Origin of the sequence: Pseudoalteromonas sp. S1609 (assembly GCF_005887255.1) — a bacterium.
Classification (GTDB): Bacteria; Pseudomonadota; Gammaproteobacteria; order Enterobacterales; family Alteromonadaceae; genus Pseudoalteromonas.
Genome location: NZ_PNDJ01000007.1, coordinates 13,174 through 29,827, shown reverse-complemented (window position 1 = coordinate 29,827; position 16,654 = coordinate 13,174). Strand labels below are relative to the sequence as shown.

The 16,654-nt window shown below is 39.9% G+C and carries 13 protein-coding genes and 1 pseudogene; all 14 read right to left on the bottom strand.

Features of this window, described 5'->3' with window-relative positions; genetic code table 11:
* Positions 1–31 precede the first annotated feature (31 nt).
* Positions 32–2,047 carry a motility associated factor glycosyltransferase family protein gene (locus CWB76_RS02625; RefSeq protein WP_138605280.1) on the bottom strand — a complete coding sequence of 672 codons (2,016 nt, stop codon included), beginning with the start codon at positions 2,045–2,047 and terminating at the stop codon, positions 32–34.
* Positions 2,048–2,059: 12 nt separating this feature from the next.
* Complete coding sequence (gene fliD / locus CWB76_RS02620) at positions 2,060–3,484, bottom strand: flagellar filament capping protein FliD (RefSeq protein ID WP_138605279.1); 1,425 nt, start codon at positions 3,482–3,484, stop codon at positions 2,060–2,062.
* A gap of 29 nt (positions 3,485–3,513) precedes the next feature.
* Positions 3,514–3,900: a flagellar protein FlaG gene (locus tag CWB76_RS02615; protein ID WP_138605278.1), complete on the bottom strand. Its 387-nt coding sequence runs from the start codon at positions 3,898–3,900 to the stop codon at positions 3,514–3,516.
* Positions 3,901–4,000: 100 nt separating this feature from the next.
* Complete coding sequence (locus tag CWB76_RS02610) at positions 4,001–5,449, bottom strand: flagellin (RefSeq protein WP_138605277.1); 1,449 nt, start codon at positions 5,447–5,449, stop codon at positions 4,001–4,003.
* A 217-nt stretch (positions 5,450–5,666) separates the two neighbouring features.
* Entirely contained in the window at positions 5,667–6,266 is a 600-nt protein-coding gene (locus tag CWB76_RS20550) for a flagellin (RefSeq protein ID WP_502704760.1), read from the bottom strand.
* 438 nt (positions 6,267–6,704) lie between these two features.
* Positions 6,705–7,115 (bottom strand): annotated as a pseudogene (locus CWB76_RS20545) (flagellin N-terminal helical domain-containing protein); the annotation flags it as partial.
* Between the two features lie 274 nt (positions 7,116–7,389).
* Positions 7,390–8,649 (bottom strand): flagellar hook-associated protein FlgL, encoded by a 1,260-nt coding sequence (gene flgL, locus CWB76_RS02600; RefSeq protein WP_138605275.1) that lies wholly within the window; start codon positions 8,647–8,649, stop codon positions 7,390–7,392.
* A gap of 2 nt (positions 8,650–8,651) precedes the next feature.
* Positions 8,652–10,658: a flagellar hook-associated protein FlgK gene (flgK, locus tag CWB76_RS02595; protein WP_138605274.1), complete on the bottom strand. Its 2,007-nt coding sequence runs from the start codon at positions 10,656–10,658 to the stop codon at positions 8,652–8,654.
* 1 nt (position 10,659) lies between these two features.
* Positions 10,660–11,655, bottom strand: a complete 996-nt coding sequence (gene flgJ, locus CWB76_RS02590; protein WP_138605273.1) for a flagellar assembly peptidoglycan hydrolase FlgJ — start codon at positions 11,653–11,655, stop codon at positions 10,660–10,662.
* Positions 11,656–11,791: 136 nt separating this feature from the next.
* A complete protein-coding gene (locus CWB76_RS02585) occupies positions 11,792–12,886 on the bottom strand; it encodes a flagellar basal body P-ring protein FlgI (protein ID WP_138605272.1) in 1,095 nt (364 codons plus the stop codon).
* A gap of 12 nt (positions 12,887–12,898) precedes the next feature.
* Entirely contained in the window at positions 12,899–13,582 is a 684-nt protein-coding gene (flgH, locus tag CWB76_RS02580) for a flagellar basal body L-ring protein FlgH (protein WP_010387881.1), read from the bottom strand.
* A 14-nt stretch (positions 13,583–13,596) separates the two neighbouring features.
* The gene (gene flgG / locus CWB76_RS02575; protein ID WP_010387879.1) at positions 13,597–14,385 is read right to left on the bottom strand and encodes a flagellar basal-body rod protein FlgG; all 789 of its coding nucleotides are present in this window, start codon (positions 14,383–14,385) and stop codon (positions 13,597–13,599) included.
* A gap of 21 nt (positions 14,386–14,406) precedes the next feature.
* Positions 14,407–15,150: a flagellar basal body rod protein FlgF gene (locus CWB76_RS02570; protein WP_131691416.1), complete on the bottom strand. Its 744-nt coding sequence runs from the start codon at positions 15,148–15,150 to the stop codon at positions 14,407–14,409.
* 133 nt (positions 15,151–15,283) lie between these two features.
* Positions 15,284–16,606: a flagellar hook protein FlgE gene (flgE, locus tag CWB76_RS02565; RefSeq protein ID WP_138605271.1), complete on the bottom strand. Its 1,323-nt coding sequence runs from the start codon at positions 16,604–16,606 to the stop codon at positions 15,284–15,286.
* Positions 16,607–16,654: the final 48 nt, after the last annotated feature.

The following is a 16,654-nucleotide window of genomic DNA, read 5'->3' as shown; positions in this document are numbered from 1 at the left end:
TAAGTAAGTTATTTACCAAAAAAGGCCAAAGCTAAGCTTTGGCCGGTTTATTATAGTTTTCAATAAACTCTAAATAAATACCTTTTACATGCTCATGAAACGCATCAATACATGCATTTATAAATCCTGTACGCATTTCTAAATCATTGTAATAATAGCTACTTGTCATAATGTAAGCTTGAAAATATCTAAAAGTTCCCTGAATCAGCCAATAAACTACATTATCGTCTGCGGTGCTATTACGTAATGTAAGTAATATTTTATTTTGTAAATTAAACGCATCAGCAAGCTGCTCACGTGTTTCAAAATGTTGAGAAGTAATTGATAACAGCTGCTCAAGAACATCTTTTGTTCTAGCTTTTATGGCTTCCATTTTAAAGTTAACGTTTCCAGCAGATAATTGCTCTAAAGAAGTAGCCCTATTAAGTAGCTCTGTTATTTTATCTTGCTTATTACTAATTGGCTTCATATCAGTAATATCTTCAATACGTTTAGGCTCAGAATACTTTATAAATGCACCATTGGCCGTATTAAATACTTTAACATTGAGGTTTTTTTGGAGTAATAACTCTAAGTTACCCTTTGATGAGTCAAATATAGGAATCGTAAAGACCTCTTCGGTAAAATTACCTTTAACAACAAATGCTCCCTCAATACCTTGCTCAACCACTTTTTTATGCTTAAAGTCATTATCAAAATAGATACTATGTTTTGAATGATGATGCTCTTTAGATACAAAGCCTAAGTCAGTACCAACTAAATATACTTTCTTAAACCCCAACTCAATAGCTGTAGCAAGTGCTGTATTCGATACTGTTGGGTTACTGTAGTCAGGGTAGGTAAATTGCTTTTTTGTATCCAAAGCACGAATAAGACGACCGCCTGCATCATTTAATTTTGATAACAAATGCGCACTTTTAAAGCGCTTTAAAATACTATCGTATACCGTATTAAGTGCAACAATATTTATCTCATTTAATTTTATCTTTAGTCCAGAGACGCGATCTATTGACTCCACCCATTCTAGCAGCCCTGCGCCTCGCTCCATTTCTATGTGAATATCAGGTTTAATATTATTACTAAGTAAGGCTCTTAATGCTGTACCACAAGAAATAATAATTATGTCATCTTGATTGGCTTTTAAAAATTCAATTGCATCATCAAGAGATGGGCCATTGGCAACAATAAATACAGAATCTTCTTGCAGAGTGTTATTTACTAACTCAGGCTTTTTCAATACTGGAAACTTTTCATTTAAATTAGCCAGAGTATGAGATACACCTATTATTTCATCTTCAAAAAAACCCCAGCCTGCAGACCAACGATGTCCGATACTTTTAATACGCTCAATTGTTTTCTCAATCAGTGGGCTATTATAATGCTTTAAGAAAAGAATTTGACTGAGGTTAAAATGACCCTGATTAAACAAAAACTTAGAAATTTCGTTAATCACTCCATCTTCACCACCAGAAACACGTATTGAAAATTGCCCACCATTGGCAGTGCATTTATCAAAAAGCGGCTTTAATTCGATACAATGTAAAAGTGCATAGAAGGTATCTTTACTCGGCTCAAATAAAAACACATTAAGTACATCTTTTTTCTTGAGTAACTCTTCTATCTGATAGCCTAACCCCCCACCTAAAAAACAAACAAAGTCGAGGCGCTTTTCTTCAGCAGGGTTATTTATTTTATTATCTGTTTCAGCGGTACGTACGTTGTAAATTGATTTTAATAGCGCAGCATGTTCAAAAACAATATTTGTGTCATCTTGGTGATTTATTTGATATTTGAAGTAAAGCGGGTTTTCTAGAAACTGAATAACTTGCTGTTTAGCGAATTCTCTAGGCTCATCTTGATAAACGAACTCATTATTGTTAAACAAGTTAGCATTGCCCATTTCATCGATTGCAACACCAGTATCGCTTGGCGTGTAATCTTTAAATGTTTCATAAATAGCCGGCATTTGCTCTTGAAGTAGAGCTAAATTTGCAAGCAGGGTTGCTTGCAACATCATTTTTGTTAATTCTTGCTGATTAGCGTCCAAAGTTCACTCCGCTTAACTTGATTTCTTAACCACCCCTGGTAGGTTAGCTAATTGTTGTTGTAAATAGCTGCCTGTTGAATTTAAATTGGCCACTAATAAATCCATTGCATTGTATTGGCTATATAATCGTTCTTCATATTTGGCCATACGAATATTAAATTTTTCTACATCAGTTTCTAGTTTAGAAAGCTGTGATTCACGACCTTCTATACGTGAACTAATAATACCATCAGAAGCCGTATAACCCTTAATAACAGTATCAAGCTGTGCAACAAAACCGCCTTTATCTTTTTCACCGACAAAAAAGGTTTGTAAGGCTTGAGGATCCTTTTCTATCGCAGCTTTTAATGCGTCAGAATCAATACTTAATTTACCAGAGCGCTCCGTTCTAATACCAAAATTAGCTAAAAAATCAGTGTTACCATTTCCCGTACTAAATTCTGAAGTTAACAATGAACGCACCTGATTAACAGACCCTCTTAATAAGGAGTCTCCGGCAAGCGCCCCTACGCCCTCTTCAGCACTTGAGCGTCCCAGCTGTTTCGATAAATCAATAAAGGCATTAAATTTGTCTACAAATGAGTTCAAACCTGTTGTAATGTTTTTATTATTTTCAGTTATAACAGCTTTACTTAAATCATCATCAGTGCCATGCATTTTTTTTGCATTAATGGTGACGCCTTCAATAACATCTTTAAATTCATTAGTACTGCTTGAAGCCACAAGCGTACCATCTATAGTGATAGAAGCATCGGTTGCTGCAGTTACCTCATTTAAATTTTCGGCATACGTTGTTGAAGTCGTATCACTATCATACGCCAAACGAGATAAACCTAAAAGATCCGTATTGCCACCGTCACCAGCATCATCGACTACTATTTTTATAGCATTTTCCGCGCCGGTTTCTTTACTCGACAATACCAATCGCTGACCGGTGTCATCAGTGATAATGGTGGCGTTTACCGAGTCATTATCAACTGAATCATTAATCGCATCACGAATATCGGCAAGCTTTGCTGTATCTGACACAGTAATATCAAAACTGTTAGAACCAGAGCTGATCGTTAGCTTACCCTCACCCACCGCTTCATCGCCAGCTATAGCATCTGATGTTAGCTTATGGTTTTCGGCCAAACTATTAACTTTAATTGAGTAATTATTGGTTTGTGCATCTTTTTCAGAACTTAAAGTAACAAAATCATCACTGCCACTAATTGTTCTCTTTTGAAACTCCTCAACAGAGGATAGTGACTCCAATGAGCCATTCAGCTCCTCTAAAGACGCTTTTAGTGTTCCAACAGCAGATATATCAGTGGTGAAATTAGCTTGCTGTTTTGTTACTCGAGCTTGATAAGGGGACTTCTCAGCATTGACTAAAGCACTTACAATTTCGTTTACTTGAAGTCCTGAACCTATACCTGTAAATGAAATAGCCATAATTGTTGCCCTCTTAAATTACTGAAATACTAAACTTTAAAATCAACCAATACGCCCGTGGCTTCTGCTAATTTGGCCACTATACCTAATACTTCTTCTGACGGATATTGCTTAACTAAGTCACCACTCTCTTTATCGATAACCTTGATTACATTACGGCCAGAGTCTTCGTCTACTTTAAATTGAAGACTGCGGTTCATTTCACCCATAAAGTCCTGCAATTGCTGTACCACCTTTTCTAGCTTTTCAGGTGATAACTCAGTTTCAGAGACTTCGTTTCTACTTGCAGCAGTAGGGGGGGTTGTATTCTTCTGTTCATCAACATTTTGCTTAACTTGAGATGGGGCTTGATAACTTGAGGTAACCTCACCTTTTTGAGCTGAGTTGATGTTTAGATTTAAACTTTGCGTTTCCATAATTCGCTCCTACTATAAAGCGATATAAAGCTTTATACCTATACAAGAAAGGAAGGGTTACCCCTTCCTTAGTAGTTAAAGTATAGAGCTTATTGTTAAATTAACCTAATAAGCTAAGTGCTGCCTGCGGTAACTGGTTAGACTGAGCTAAGATTGTTGTACCAGCCTGTTGCATAATCTGGTTTTTCGTTAGCTTAGCTGTTTCTGCAGCGTAATCGGTATCTTGTATACGGCTTTTAGAAGCTGATACGTTTTCTGATACGTTTGAAAGGTTCGCTATAGTAAAGCCAAAGCGGTTTTGTACCGCACCTAAGTCTGCACGTTGCGCATCAATCTGAGCAAGAGCAGCATCGATTGCTTTAATCGCATCTTGCGCACCAGCTGAAGTCGCACCTGAGATATCCACAGACTCAACTGAAGTTAACTCACTTGTACCACCTGTAGATGCAATATCAGCACCTGCAGCACCTTTACCAAACAGTTCATTTGCGCTCGTACCAGATATACCAATTTTATCTGCAGAGCTTAAGTTAAGCTCTGCTGAAACGCTGAGCGAACCTGCGGTGCTAGCAACAGCTTGACCACCGATAGTGAAAGCACTTGTATCGCCAGCGCCAGTAACATCAATACCATCGATATTTGTCGCTTTAAACGTAATTTCATCTTTAGCTTCATCAAAAACAGCATCATAACCATCAGCTTGCATCTCATTAGCAAGACGCGCCATATCACCACCAAAGTCACCTAGGTCATATGAATCAACTGCAGTAGCACCCTTTTTAATCTCAATTACTGATGAACTTCCAGCTTTGATAGCACCAATTGTAGTTTCAAGTTTAGCTTCGGCATTTACACCAGAACCAGATGAATTTATTGTATCAGCAATTGTTGCCGCACCTTGGTTAGCACCAACAGATACATCTGTGCCATTGATACTTAATGTATCTGCTGAAGTTACAATATTACCGGCTAGGTTAACCGTTTGAACATCCCCAAGCGCAGAAACTGTCGATGTTGCCGCACCTTTGATTTCATTCGCACCGATAGCATCAGCAGATACGTCACGAAGGCTTACGTTGATTGTTTCATTAGCGTTTGAACCCACTTGGAACTGCTTAGTACCAAATGAACCATCTAATAAGCTAGTGCCACCGAATTTAGTAGTTTCTGCAATACGCGTTAATTCTTGTTGTAATGCGCCTACCTCTTTTTGAAGGGCCGCACGTGCATCAGCATCATTTGAACCATTCGCTGATTGTAGTGCTAAGTCACGCATACGTTGTAGAATATTTGATGACTCTGTCATCGCACCCTCAGCGGTTTGCGACATTGAGATGCCGTCATTAGCGTTTCGCTGAGCAACACCTAAACCATTAATTTGTGAAGATAGACGGTTAGCAATTTGTAGACCAGCCGCATCATCTTTCGCGCTGTTAATTTTCATACCAGATGAAAGACGTTGCATTGATGTGCCTAACGCATCGCTAGATTTTGATAAGTTTCTTTGTGCATTTATTGATGCAACGTTAGTATTTACTGATAAAGCCATGTTATAACTCCTGATTACTTTCGTAATGTAACTAATTGATTTTAACCAAGAGCCATCACAATAAAAATCTGTTCAAGCTCCGTTCTAATTAAGTTAACGGCTGTTATAAAATTACCTTTAGCTTTTTTTTTAAAAAAACAGTAAAAACTTTTAGTTGATTGAAATACAAACAAAAAAGCCAAGTATAAATACTTGGCTTTTTTAATTTTAATTATTATTAACCACCTAACAAGCTTAATGCAGCCTGTGGCAGCTGATTTGCTTGCGACAAGATAGTAGTACCTGCCTGTTGCATGATTTGATTTTTAGTCAACGTTGCAGTTTCAAGCGCATAATCAGTGTCTTGAATACGGCTACGCGAAGCCGATACGTTTTCAGATACGTTAGCAAGGTTGGCAATAGTAAAACCAAAGCGGTTTTGCACCGCACCTAAGTCAGCTCGTTGAGCATCAATTTGCGCTAATGCTGCATCAATTGCTTTAATCGCGTCTTGCGCACCATCTGAAGTCGCGCCTGAAATATCAACACTCTCAATACTTGTTAATGAACTAGTACCGCCTGATGATTGTATTGCAGCAGCCCCTGTACCAAATAATTCATTCGCAGTGGTCCCTGAAATACCTATTTTATTCGCTGATGATAAATTTAGCTCTGCGGACACACTAAATGAGTTCGCTGTGCTGGTTACTGCAGTTCCACCTATAGTAAAGCCACTTTGATCAGTGCCTGTGATATCAATACCATCAACATCTGTGGCTTTAAAAGCAATCTCTTCAGTTGCAGGGTCGTAAATGGCATCATAACCTGCTTGTTGCATGTCATTTGTTAATCGCTCCATCTCACCACCATAATTGCCTAAGTCAAATGACTTCTCAACTAAGCCATTTTTCTTAATTTCAATCACACCTTTACTGTCCGATGTGATCCCAGCAAAAGTGGTATCAATTTTAGCCTCTGCAACCACACCGGCACCTGACTTGTTGATAGTATCTGCAATAACAGCCGCACCAGAACCACCAGCAATAACAATATCTGTACCGTTAATATTAACCGTGTCCGCACTTGTACCATGATTTGTTGCTAAGTTAACAGTTTGTACATCGCCAAGCTTAGTATTTGCATCTGCGGCGTTGCCAGGTCCTTTAATTTCATGCGCACCAATTGAGTCTGCTGCTACATTACGTAAGCTTACATTAATGGTTTCATTCGCATTTGCACCTACTTGGAATTGTTTTGTACCAAATGTACCGTCAAGTAAGCTGGTTCCACCAAATTTGGTAGTGTCTGCAATTCGAGTAAGCTCTTGTTGCAGGGCTGCTACTTCTTTTTGCAGTGATGCACGGTCAACTGCACTGTTTGACCCATTGGCTGATTGCAGTGATAAGTCACGCATACGTTGTAAAATGTTTGCTGACTCTTGCATCGCGCCTTCAGCAGTTTGCGCCATAGAAATACCATCATTGGCATTACGCTGAGCTACTGTTAGACCATTTACCTGAGACGTTAGTCGGTTGGCAATTTGTAAACCTGCAGCATCGTCTTTTGCGCTATTAATGCGCAAACCAGATGATAGTCTCTGCATTGAAGTTTCAAGTGCCATGCTAGATTTAGATAGATTGCGTTGCCCATTAAGTGATGCAACATTCGTATTTACGCTTAAAGCCATTTTACCATCTCCTAGTTTCAATCAGAATGTGGTTCAAAATATTTAAGCAAAAACCACACTTTCTATAACCAGTTGAATGCATTAGTTGTGCCAACTAACAAAAAATAGTTAAGCGACTGTTTTATAATAATAAATAGCGTTTATTGACACTTAAAATCAGAGGTTAGCATTTTTTTGACAGAAGAAAAAAAGGGGGTGACAGTTTTTTGCCGCTTCGTTAAGGCAAGTTATTACCTACTTTTCTCGTATAGTAATAACCTGCCTTGGATGGTATTTATAAATAATCAAATAATGAAAGTTTAGCCAAGCGACCAAAAGTCGCTTGTGAAGCCTGTAAACCAGACTCATGTTTAGTGAGATCGCTGATGGCTTCAGCGGCATCAATCTCAATTAGGCTAGATCTGTTTTCTTGATTATTAATATCTAGAGCACTGTTTGAGTCGGTAACACGCTCAACTACATTCATACGCCCACCTAAACCAGCCTGAGTAAACACAATTTGCTCACTAGCATTTTTAAGCTGAATTAAACCATCAGATAATGCTTGGTTAATTTGCGTTTCATCAAGTTGTTCGTCATTTAGGCTAATGATCAAATCTTCTAGCGTATTAAGTACATTTTCTTTGCCTGGTTTTTCAAGAGTAAAATCAAGCTGTCCTGGTGCTGCCCCCTCAAGTTGAATTTCCATACCTGCAAATTCAATCGGTTCATCGGTTACTTCACCCGTAACGGGTGGTACAAGAGGATTACCATCACGTAATATTTCATATTGATCTGGCGCTGAAGGTGTCGCCCCAGGGATCACATTAACATTATAGGTATTGATCGTTGGAGAAATAAGCGGATCTGGGTCTGAGTTATAATTATCTTTATGAAAACGGTCAAACTCGCCTTGGTTTTCAACATAAACAGTTCCAGCGGTAATGCCGCCTGTTGGCGTTCCATCGTTTGAAACTACATCGAGTCGCGCATCAACTCGTTCAAATACATTGAAGCCATTATCGCTTGATTTGATCTCAACGCCTTTTGCGATCGTCACTTCGTGTTGGCCTTGATCGCCTTGATATTCGTATTTGCCATTGGTGCTATTAAATGTATAAGTTTGAATATCGTCTTGATAGCCAGAGAAAAGGTATTTCCCTCCTTCAGATTGACTATTCATTAAGTTAAGCAGTGATTTTTGCAGTTCTTTTAATTCACTGGCAACTGAAGCCAAATCACCTTTATCTAACGAACCGTTGCCCGCTCGTATAGTTAACATTTGCGCTTCTAAAATAGTGTCGTTCATACCTTGCAATAAACTTTCTTCGGTTTCTAAACGCCCTTTTAGCTGATTAATATTCTTCGTCAGCTGCTCATTAGTTTCTATTTTATTGGTGTACAACATACCTTGTGAAATAGCAGCAGGGTTTTCAGAGGTACTCAAATATTTTTGACCTGTATTAACGCGCTCCTGCGCACCAGCTACATTTTGTTGATTCTCAAGTATTTTATTAATGTTATTTTGATACATTAAATTATTTGATAAACGCATAATTACCTCGCCGCACTCAATAAGGTGTCAAAAATAGCTCTCGCTGCAGTTAATACTTGTGCAGAAGCAGCATAGGATTGCTGGAAGCGTAGCAAATTAGCCGCCTCTTCATCTAAGTTTACGCCCGACAACGATTCGTACCAGGCTTCTGATTGTTGTGCTAAAGCATCAAATGCAGCACCATTGGTTTTTGCTTGACTGGTTACCACACCAACATCGGTGACTAATCCAGCATAGGCCTGATTCAATGTTTTATGATTATCAGCTGATGCGCTCGCTACTACATTTTGACGTACTAAATCGGTATTCTGTAAGTCAGCAAGTTTTTGGCCGTTGCGGTTATCATCAAAACCGCCTTCATTAAATTCTAAATTAAAGGTATCGCCCATTGCTGGTACGCCTTCAATATTAAAGTCAAAACCATAACCATCGTATGGTGCACCGGCTTGAGCGAGTATATTGTTAGCAGGCGGTGTAACTGTAAACGTAGTTGTGCCATTACCATCAGTAAGTTGATATTCGTTAGCATTGGCTGTTTTAACAATGCTAATAGGGCCATTTGCTAAACCCAAAGGATTACTAAAGCTGCCAGTGGTTACATCGGTAACATTACCCGGTGAAATAGTCCCTGTACCTGTATTATCAAGGCCGTCTGATGTTCTAATTGGGGAGGCCAATGCAATGTCCTCACCTCGACCTGTTGTCAACGATATATTGCCAGCCGCGCCACTATTAAGTTTTACCTGAAATTGGTCACCGGCATTACCGGCTCCCGTTATATTAAGCTCTAAGCCAAACGCCTCTCCGCTGGTAATAGCAGCTGAATCGATAATGCCACTGGGTGGGATAATTGCTAAAGAGGCTGTACCTAAAGGTTCACCTTTATTATCAATTGGCTGAATACTTACTTCGTTAGGGTTACCCGTATAGGTGATCACAAAATCACTGGCTGGCAGATCACTGCCTTTACCTGCCTCAACGGTTGCTGACATATTAGCTGTTCCGGTGTTTGCTTGATAAACAAAAGCACTGACCGATGGGATATCAAAAATATCCCCTCCGAGCTCACCGTTTGCATCCATACCTAGACGGTTTTGCTGATTAAACGAATCAGCAAGCGCAATACCCATCTGGCCTATTTGATTTTGTGCCGGCACCAAAATATCGTCTCTAAATGCTAATAAACCGCCAATTTTACCTTTGAGTTTAGTAGGGTCTATATCGAGTGGCACAGCCTTACCGCCATTTACATCTAAACGTAGCTCTTTAAAGTTAGCATCAGGATCGCCACTAATAGAAAACAAGTTAAATGACCCATTTTGCATAACAACGGCTTCACCTGTGCCCATAAAAACTTGTTTTTCACCGTTGGGGCCGTCCAGAGTCTCTATATCAATCAGTTCAGATAAATCGCGAATTGCTTTATCACGCTCATTGTAGGCTGAGCTCGCATCGGCTTCGTTCTTGGTACCATGAACACCTGCAATTTCTTGGTTCAACGAACTAATACTTTCGATTAACGTATTCGCCTCTTCTGAAAAAATCTCTAATTGCTCATTAACCACCGCTTTTTGCTCTGAAACGATGCCTGCAAGCCGATCCATTTGGTCAATCAGGTTTTGTGCATCACTCATCACCAATGAACGAGCAACCGTTGATGACGGTTGATTAAGGGCTTCTTGCACGTTATTAAACATTGAGTTGATACTAGTTGATAAGCTGTTTGATTTTTCTGAAAAAATTTGATCAACCCGACTCGCTTCACTAACAAATTGATCAAAAAAACTTTTATTTGAAGTATCTCGATTTAATTGCTTTTGCGCAAACTCATTCAATAACCGGTACGTTTGGCCACGGCCTACCTGATTATCAATCATGGTGGTAAACTCGGTGCGCTCACGTACATACCCTTCGGTATTAACATTTGCGATGTTTTTACTTGTCGTTTGCAATAACTCAGAGTTTGCTCTTATTCCTGAATTAGCAATGTTTAATAAATTAAACGACATGTTACTCTACTCCCTGGCGGATCACGCTTGTGGCGATATTCTTCAATTCGTTACTGTTCAGCACTCTTTTTATTTTGTCTGCATAATTAGGGTCGGTTGCATAACCAGCTTGCTGTAAAGAGTCTAAAAATTTATGCGGCTTTGCCGTATTGTTTAATGCATCTTGATAGCGCGGGTTCTGTGTTAAAAAATCCACAAAATCATTCACGCTATCTTTTATCGAGTCATACGCTCTAAAGCTTGCTTGCTTTTTAACTGCAGCACCTTGCTCAAACTCTAAAGTGACCTTACTGGCCTTTTCACCCTGCCAACTTTTATCTGACTTAATATTGAATAAATTGTTTGAGCTATTACCATCACCTTTACTAATAATATGTTTACCCCAGCCAGTTTCTAATGCCGCTTGTGCGACCATAACCGCCGGATTTAAACCAATTTTTTTAGCCGCTGTTTTTGCGTGTTCCCACACTGTGCTTACAAATTCCTCAGCATTTTCAAATGTGCTAGACGCTGTGTTTTGTTCGCTTTTTTCAGTTGAATCAACGAGTGACACTTTTTCAGTGCCCTTTTGGTTTTCTTGATGAGGTAAAGTACTACCCGCACGTTGGTCACTAAAGAAATCTGACGTGGTGCGAAGAACAGAGCCTGGCATAAAGTTTTTTCCATCTGGCGATAATTGTTGCACAATTAAATCAGCAAGACCCAAAGAGCCATTTGATGAAAGCTCTGTAGCCATTTGTTGGTCGTGCATTTCTTCAAAAAACTTAACGCCACTAGCATTAAACGGGCTTTCTTTATCTTCAAAAGCCTCATTGGCTTTACGCATACTTTTAAGCAGCATTTGGGTGAATATAGCTTCAAATTGTGCCGCCGCTTTTTTTAACGCCGCTTTAGATGCATCGGTTGATGCGTCACCGCTGTTTAAAGCATCTCGACGTAGAGAGTCTAAGTTGCCTAAATCAAAAAAGTTTTGCTTATCTAGATGATTTGTTTCCATCAGCTTTTTGACACAATAATTAATAATATCTAGATAATGCAATAATTGAGCCAGCGAGATTTTCAAAGGTGGGAGTAAGCAGGAAAAAAAAGTATAAAACACCGCAATAAAAATATTAAACGGTGTTTTTTAAAGGTTAAATTACAACAAGCTGACCATTAATTGCACCGGCTTCTTTGAGCGCTTCAAGAATAGCCATTAAATCACCAGGGGCAGCGCCTACCTCATTAATTGCACGAACTAAGTCATCAAGACTCACACCAGGGTTAAATACAAAAGCGCGTGAGTCATCCTGATCAACATCAATAATACTTTGCTGAGTAACCACGGTTTCACCCTCTGCTAAAGGATTTGGCTGCGCCACATTTTGTTGCTCAGCAATCGTTACTGTTAAACCACCGTGGGTAATTGCCGCAGGTTGTAATTTTACATTTTTACCTATAACAATGGTGCCGGTACGCGAGTTAACAATTATTTTTGCTGAAGTATCTGCTGGCTTAAACTCTAAGTTTTCAAGAGTTGATAAATACGATACACGTTGCGAGGCATCACGAGGTGCAATAACGCGAATAGAAGCTGCATCGAGTGCTTGAGCGCTATTTGGACCAATTAAATCATTAATGGTTTTCTCTAAACGTTTAGCAGTAGTAAAGTCAGGACGGTTTAAATTAAAGGTAATATAGTCGTTTTGCATAAATGGGCTTTTAACAGCACGTTCAACGGTTGCACCATTTGGTACACGTCCTACCGTTGGCGTATTAATCACAACGCGACTACCATCAAGGCCTTCAGCGCCTAAGCCACCTACAATTAAACTGCCTTGAGCGATGGCGTAAACATTACCATCAACCCCTTTTAAGAATGTTTGTAGTAATGTGCCACCGCGCAAGCTGCCTGCACTGCCAATCGATGATACGGTTATATCTATGGTTTGCCCTGGCTTTCTAAATGGGGGGAGTTCAGCATGAACAGCAACCGCTGCAACATTTTTAATTTTTGGCTTTAAACTAGAAGGTAACGTAATACCAAAACTATTAAGCATGCCTTTAAAGCTTTGCTCGGTAAAACGGCTTTGCTCACCGGTGCCTGGTAAACCAACAACTAAGCCATAGCCCACTAATTGGTTTGAGCGCACCCCTTCGACCATAGACACATCTTTAATTCGCTCAGCACTGGCAGTAAATTGCCAGCCTAGTAGCACCATAAAACAAAAAACTTTAAAACCATTCATGTCGAATGTCCTCTAAAAGGGAAACAATGAGCTACTAAAGAAACGCGTTAACCAACCCGGGCTTTGTGCCTCTTGTGTTTGGCCCTTACCTGAGTACTGAATACGCGCATTCGCAATTCGATTAGACTCAACGGTATTATCGGCATTGACATCTTGTGGACGCACTAACCCTTCTAAGCGAATAAATTCTTCACCGGTGTTTAACGTTAGCCATTTTTCACCGCGAATCACTAAATTACCATTTGGTAGTACTCGCATTACGTTAACCGAAATATCGCCAACTAAGCTATTTGATTGATTTGATTTTGAGTCACCTTTAAATGAGGAGTCACTGCCAATACCAAATTGAATGCTATCGCCGCCAATATTTACCGGTAAACCACCTAAGCCAATCACAGGGTCGAGGCTGGCATCGGTTTCTTTATCCGTTTCTGTTTTAGCTGCTTTAGTCGCTTGGGTTGACTCTTGTAATTTAACAGTAATGATATCGCCTGTTCGCAGTGCTTTTTTATCGGCATAAAGATCATTCGATAATTGAGTACTGAACAAAGAGCCGGTTGCGACTACTGGCTCCATATTAGGCTCTGGATACATAGGTGCATAATAGGGATCGTCTTGTACTACCTCATTATTTTGTGTAGCTACACAACCACTTAATAGTAAAGTCCCTACTGTAAATAACATAATATTACGCATACAATCCCCCAAAACTATAACTGTTGATTGATATAACTCATCATTTCATCAACGGCTGAGATCACTTTTGAGTTCATCTCATAAACGCGCTGCGTTTCAATCAAATTAACTAACTCTTCGGTCACATTTACATTTGATGTTTCAAGTGAACCTTGAATAATCGTACCTAAACCTTCAACCCCCGGATTACCTTGAACAGGCGCACCACTTACCGCGGTTTCGGTATATAAGTTTTGCCCTATAGGCTCAAGGCCAGACGGATTAATAAAATCACTAATCGTGATCTGACCAATAACCACGTTTTCGGCCTGACCTTTAACGCGAACTGACACTTCACCATCTTGAGATACGGTGATCGACTGTGCATCGTCAGGTACATTCATTTCAGGCTGAACAACATAACCAGCACCCGAGGTTACAACACGCCCGTCACCGTCAGTAGTAAATTGGCCGTTTCGCGAATATGCAATATTGCCATCTGGTTGCAATACTTCAAAAAAACCAGGACCTGAAATCATCCAATCTAAAGAATTTTCAGTAGTGAGCATATTACCTTGCGAAAAGTTTTTTTGGTTAGCTACTACTTTAGTACCCGCACCGAGCATTAAGCCTGACGGCATTTCGGTGTCTTGCGATGATCGACCGCCTGGTTGATTAATATTTTGGTAAAGCAAGTCTTCAAAAATAGCGCGGCTTTTTTTGTAACCTACTGTACTGGCGTTCGCTAAGTTATTTGATATAACCGATATATCAGTTTGTTGAGCGTCAAGCCCTGTTTTACTTATCCATAATGCTGGATTCATAATAATATCCCCACGTTAAAGTTAAACGATGCGCATCAGCTGCTCTTGACGTTCGTCAATCTCTTCAGCTGTTTTCATCAGTTTTACTTGTAATTCAAATTGGCGTTGGTGACTGATCATATCGACCATTTCATGCACAGGATTTACATTCGATTTTTCTAATGTGCCACCTAATACTTGTACATTGGCTGATGTTTCAACTATTTCGCCTGGTTTAGCTCTAAATAAACCATCGTTACCCTTCTCAAGCGTGGCGTTGTTTGCATCAACCACTTTTAGGCGATCAACTTCTTCTAAAAAGTTAGCCGGTGCACCTTGAGGGCGAACTTGAATAGTGCCATCTTTGCTAAATTCAATTTTTTCAATCGGTACAGGTAATATGACTGGCCCACCTTCGCCAATAACTTGACGACCGTCGCTGGTAGTTAGCATACCTTCAGCCGTTATATTTAACGAACCCACTTTTGTATAAGCTTCATTACCAGAGGCGTCCTGAACACTCAACCAGGCGTTATCGCTCATAGCAATATCAAGGCTGCGACCTGTTTCGACAACACCGCCCGATGTCATGTTTGATCCTGGACGCTCTTGCATAGCAAAAACACGAGTCGGCAAACCTTCACCGAAAGCCTGCATTGAGCGCGCTTGCGCAAAATCAGATTTAAACCCAGTTGTGTTTGCATTTGCCAAATTATTGGCTTTAAGAGCAAGCCCTTGCATGCTTTGTTTAGCGCCAGATGCGGCTATGTAGACCATTTTATCCATAACATCGACTCATTAAGAAATCTATATATGAGTAAATGCAATATAAGTGCCAAATTAAATTAAAGCATGAATAAGATTTTAAGAGAGGAATAAAAAAGGCTGCATTAAGCAGCCTTTATAAGTCAAAATATGATTATCGGATCTGTAAGATATTTTGTTGCAGTGTTGAATTCACTTCAAGCGCACGAGAGTTTGCTTGGAAGTTACGCTGCGCACTAATCAAATCAACCAGCTCTGTGGTTAAGTTTGTATTTGATTGCTCGAGCGCTGAAGAATTGACTTTGCCTAAAGTCCCTGTTCCCGGTTCACCCGCAATCGGCTCACCTGAGGTTAAACTTTTTTTCCATGAAGTATCACCCACCTGTTGTAAACCTTGTGAGTTTGCAAACCTAACCATGGCTACTTGACCCAAATAGGTTGAGTCACCATTACTGTACGATGCAACTACTTTCCCATCAGTACCAATGTCAATACCCGCTAAGCGACCTACTGTCGCACCATCTTGCTCTAGTGCTTTTACTTCAAAGCGACTCGCAAACTGGCTTGGAACTTTATTTGATGTATTCGCTTCGTCGCGCCAGTTAATTGCTATATCACTAAACTGAGCACCATTACTTAATAGGCCACTTAAATTGGCCCCGGTTAAATTAACATCAGTAAAGGTTGGACCGACATTTGGAGCGCCATCGGTAGTTGCAGGCAAACCACTAGCATCAAACCCAAAGGTACTTAAAGGGCTTGGTGTTGCTGTGGGAGCACCGGTAGCATCAAACGGTTTTTTATCCAATGTACCATGCACTTGCCATTCATTAGGCGCTGTTTTTACAAAAAAGAATTGTAGAACGTGTGGCTCACCTAAAGAGTCATAAGTTGTAGTCGATGTAGATGCAGTATATGTGCTGCTGTCTGTTGCATCAAACGGTACTGCCACAACATCTTTACGTGAGTCAAGGTTGAAAGAAGTATATACGTTACTCGTAGAGCGTGGTGAACCAGAAGAGTCTGGTATTTGTAGTGCAGATGAAGTACTAAGACTTACTGAGGTTGTATCTCCGGTAACCTCATCAACAGGGAAGCTCTGTAAAAAATTACCTTTGGCATCAACAACGAAATTGTCTTTATTAAGCTTAAATGCTCCAGCACGTGTAAAAGTTTGGTCTTGTGAATCTAGACTTTGAGTAGTTGCAAAGTAACCCTCACCTGTGATCGCTAAATCCAGTGAGTTATTAGTAAACTGCAGCGACCCTTGATGAAACTGCTGAGCAACCATAGTGGTTTGCACACCATCACCATTTTTTGTTTTACCGGCGCTAAATACTGATGATGCGTATACATCAGCAAACTCGGCGCGAGACTCTTTAAAACCAGTGGTGTTTACGTTGGCAATGTTATTGGCGGTAACATCCAAATCTTTTTGTGCGGCAGCAAGGCCTGTTAATGCAATATTGAAGCTCATAATTAACCTCTAACCTAAAAATATTTAGCCTGATGGCTAAAAAATACA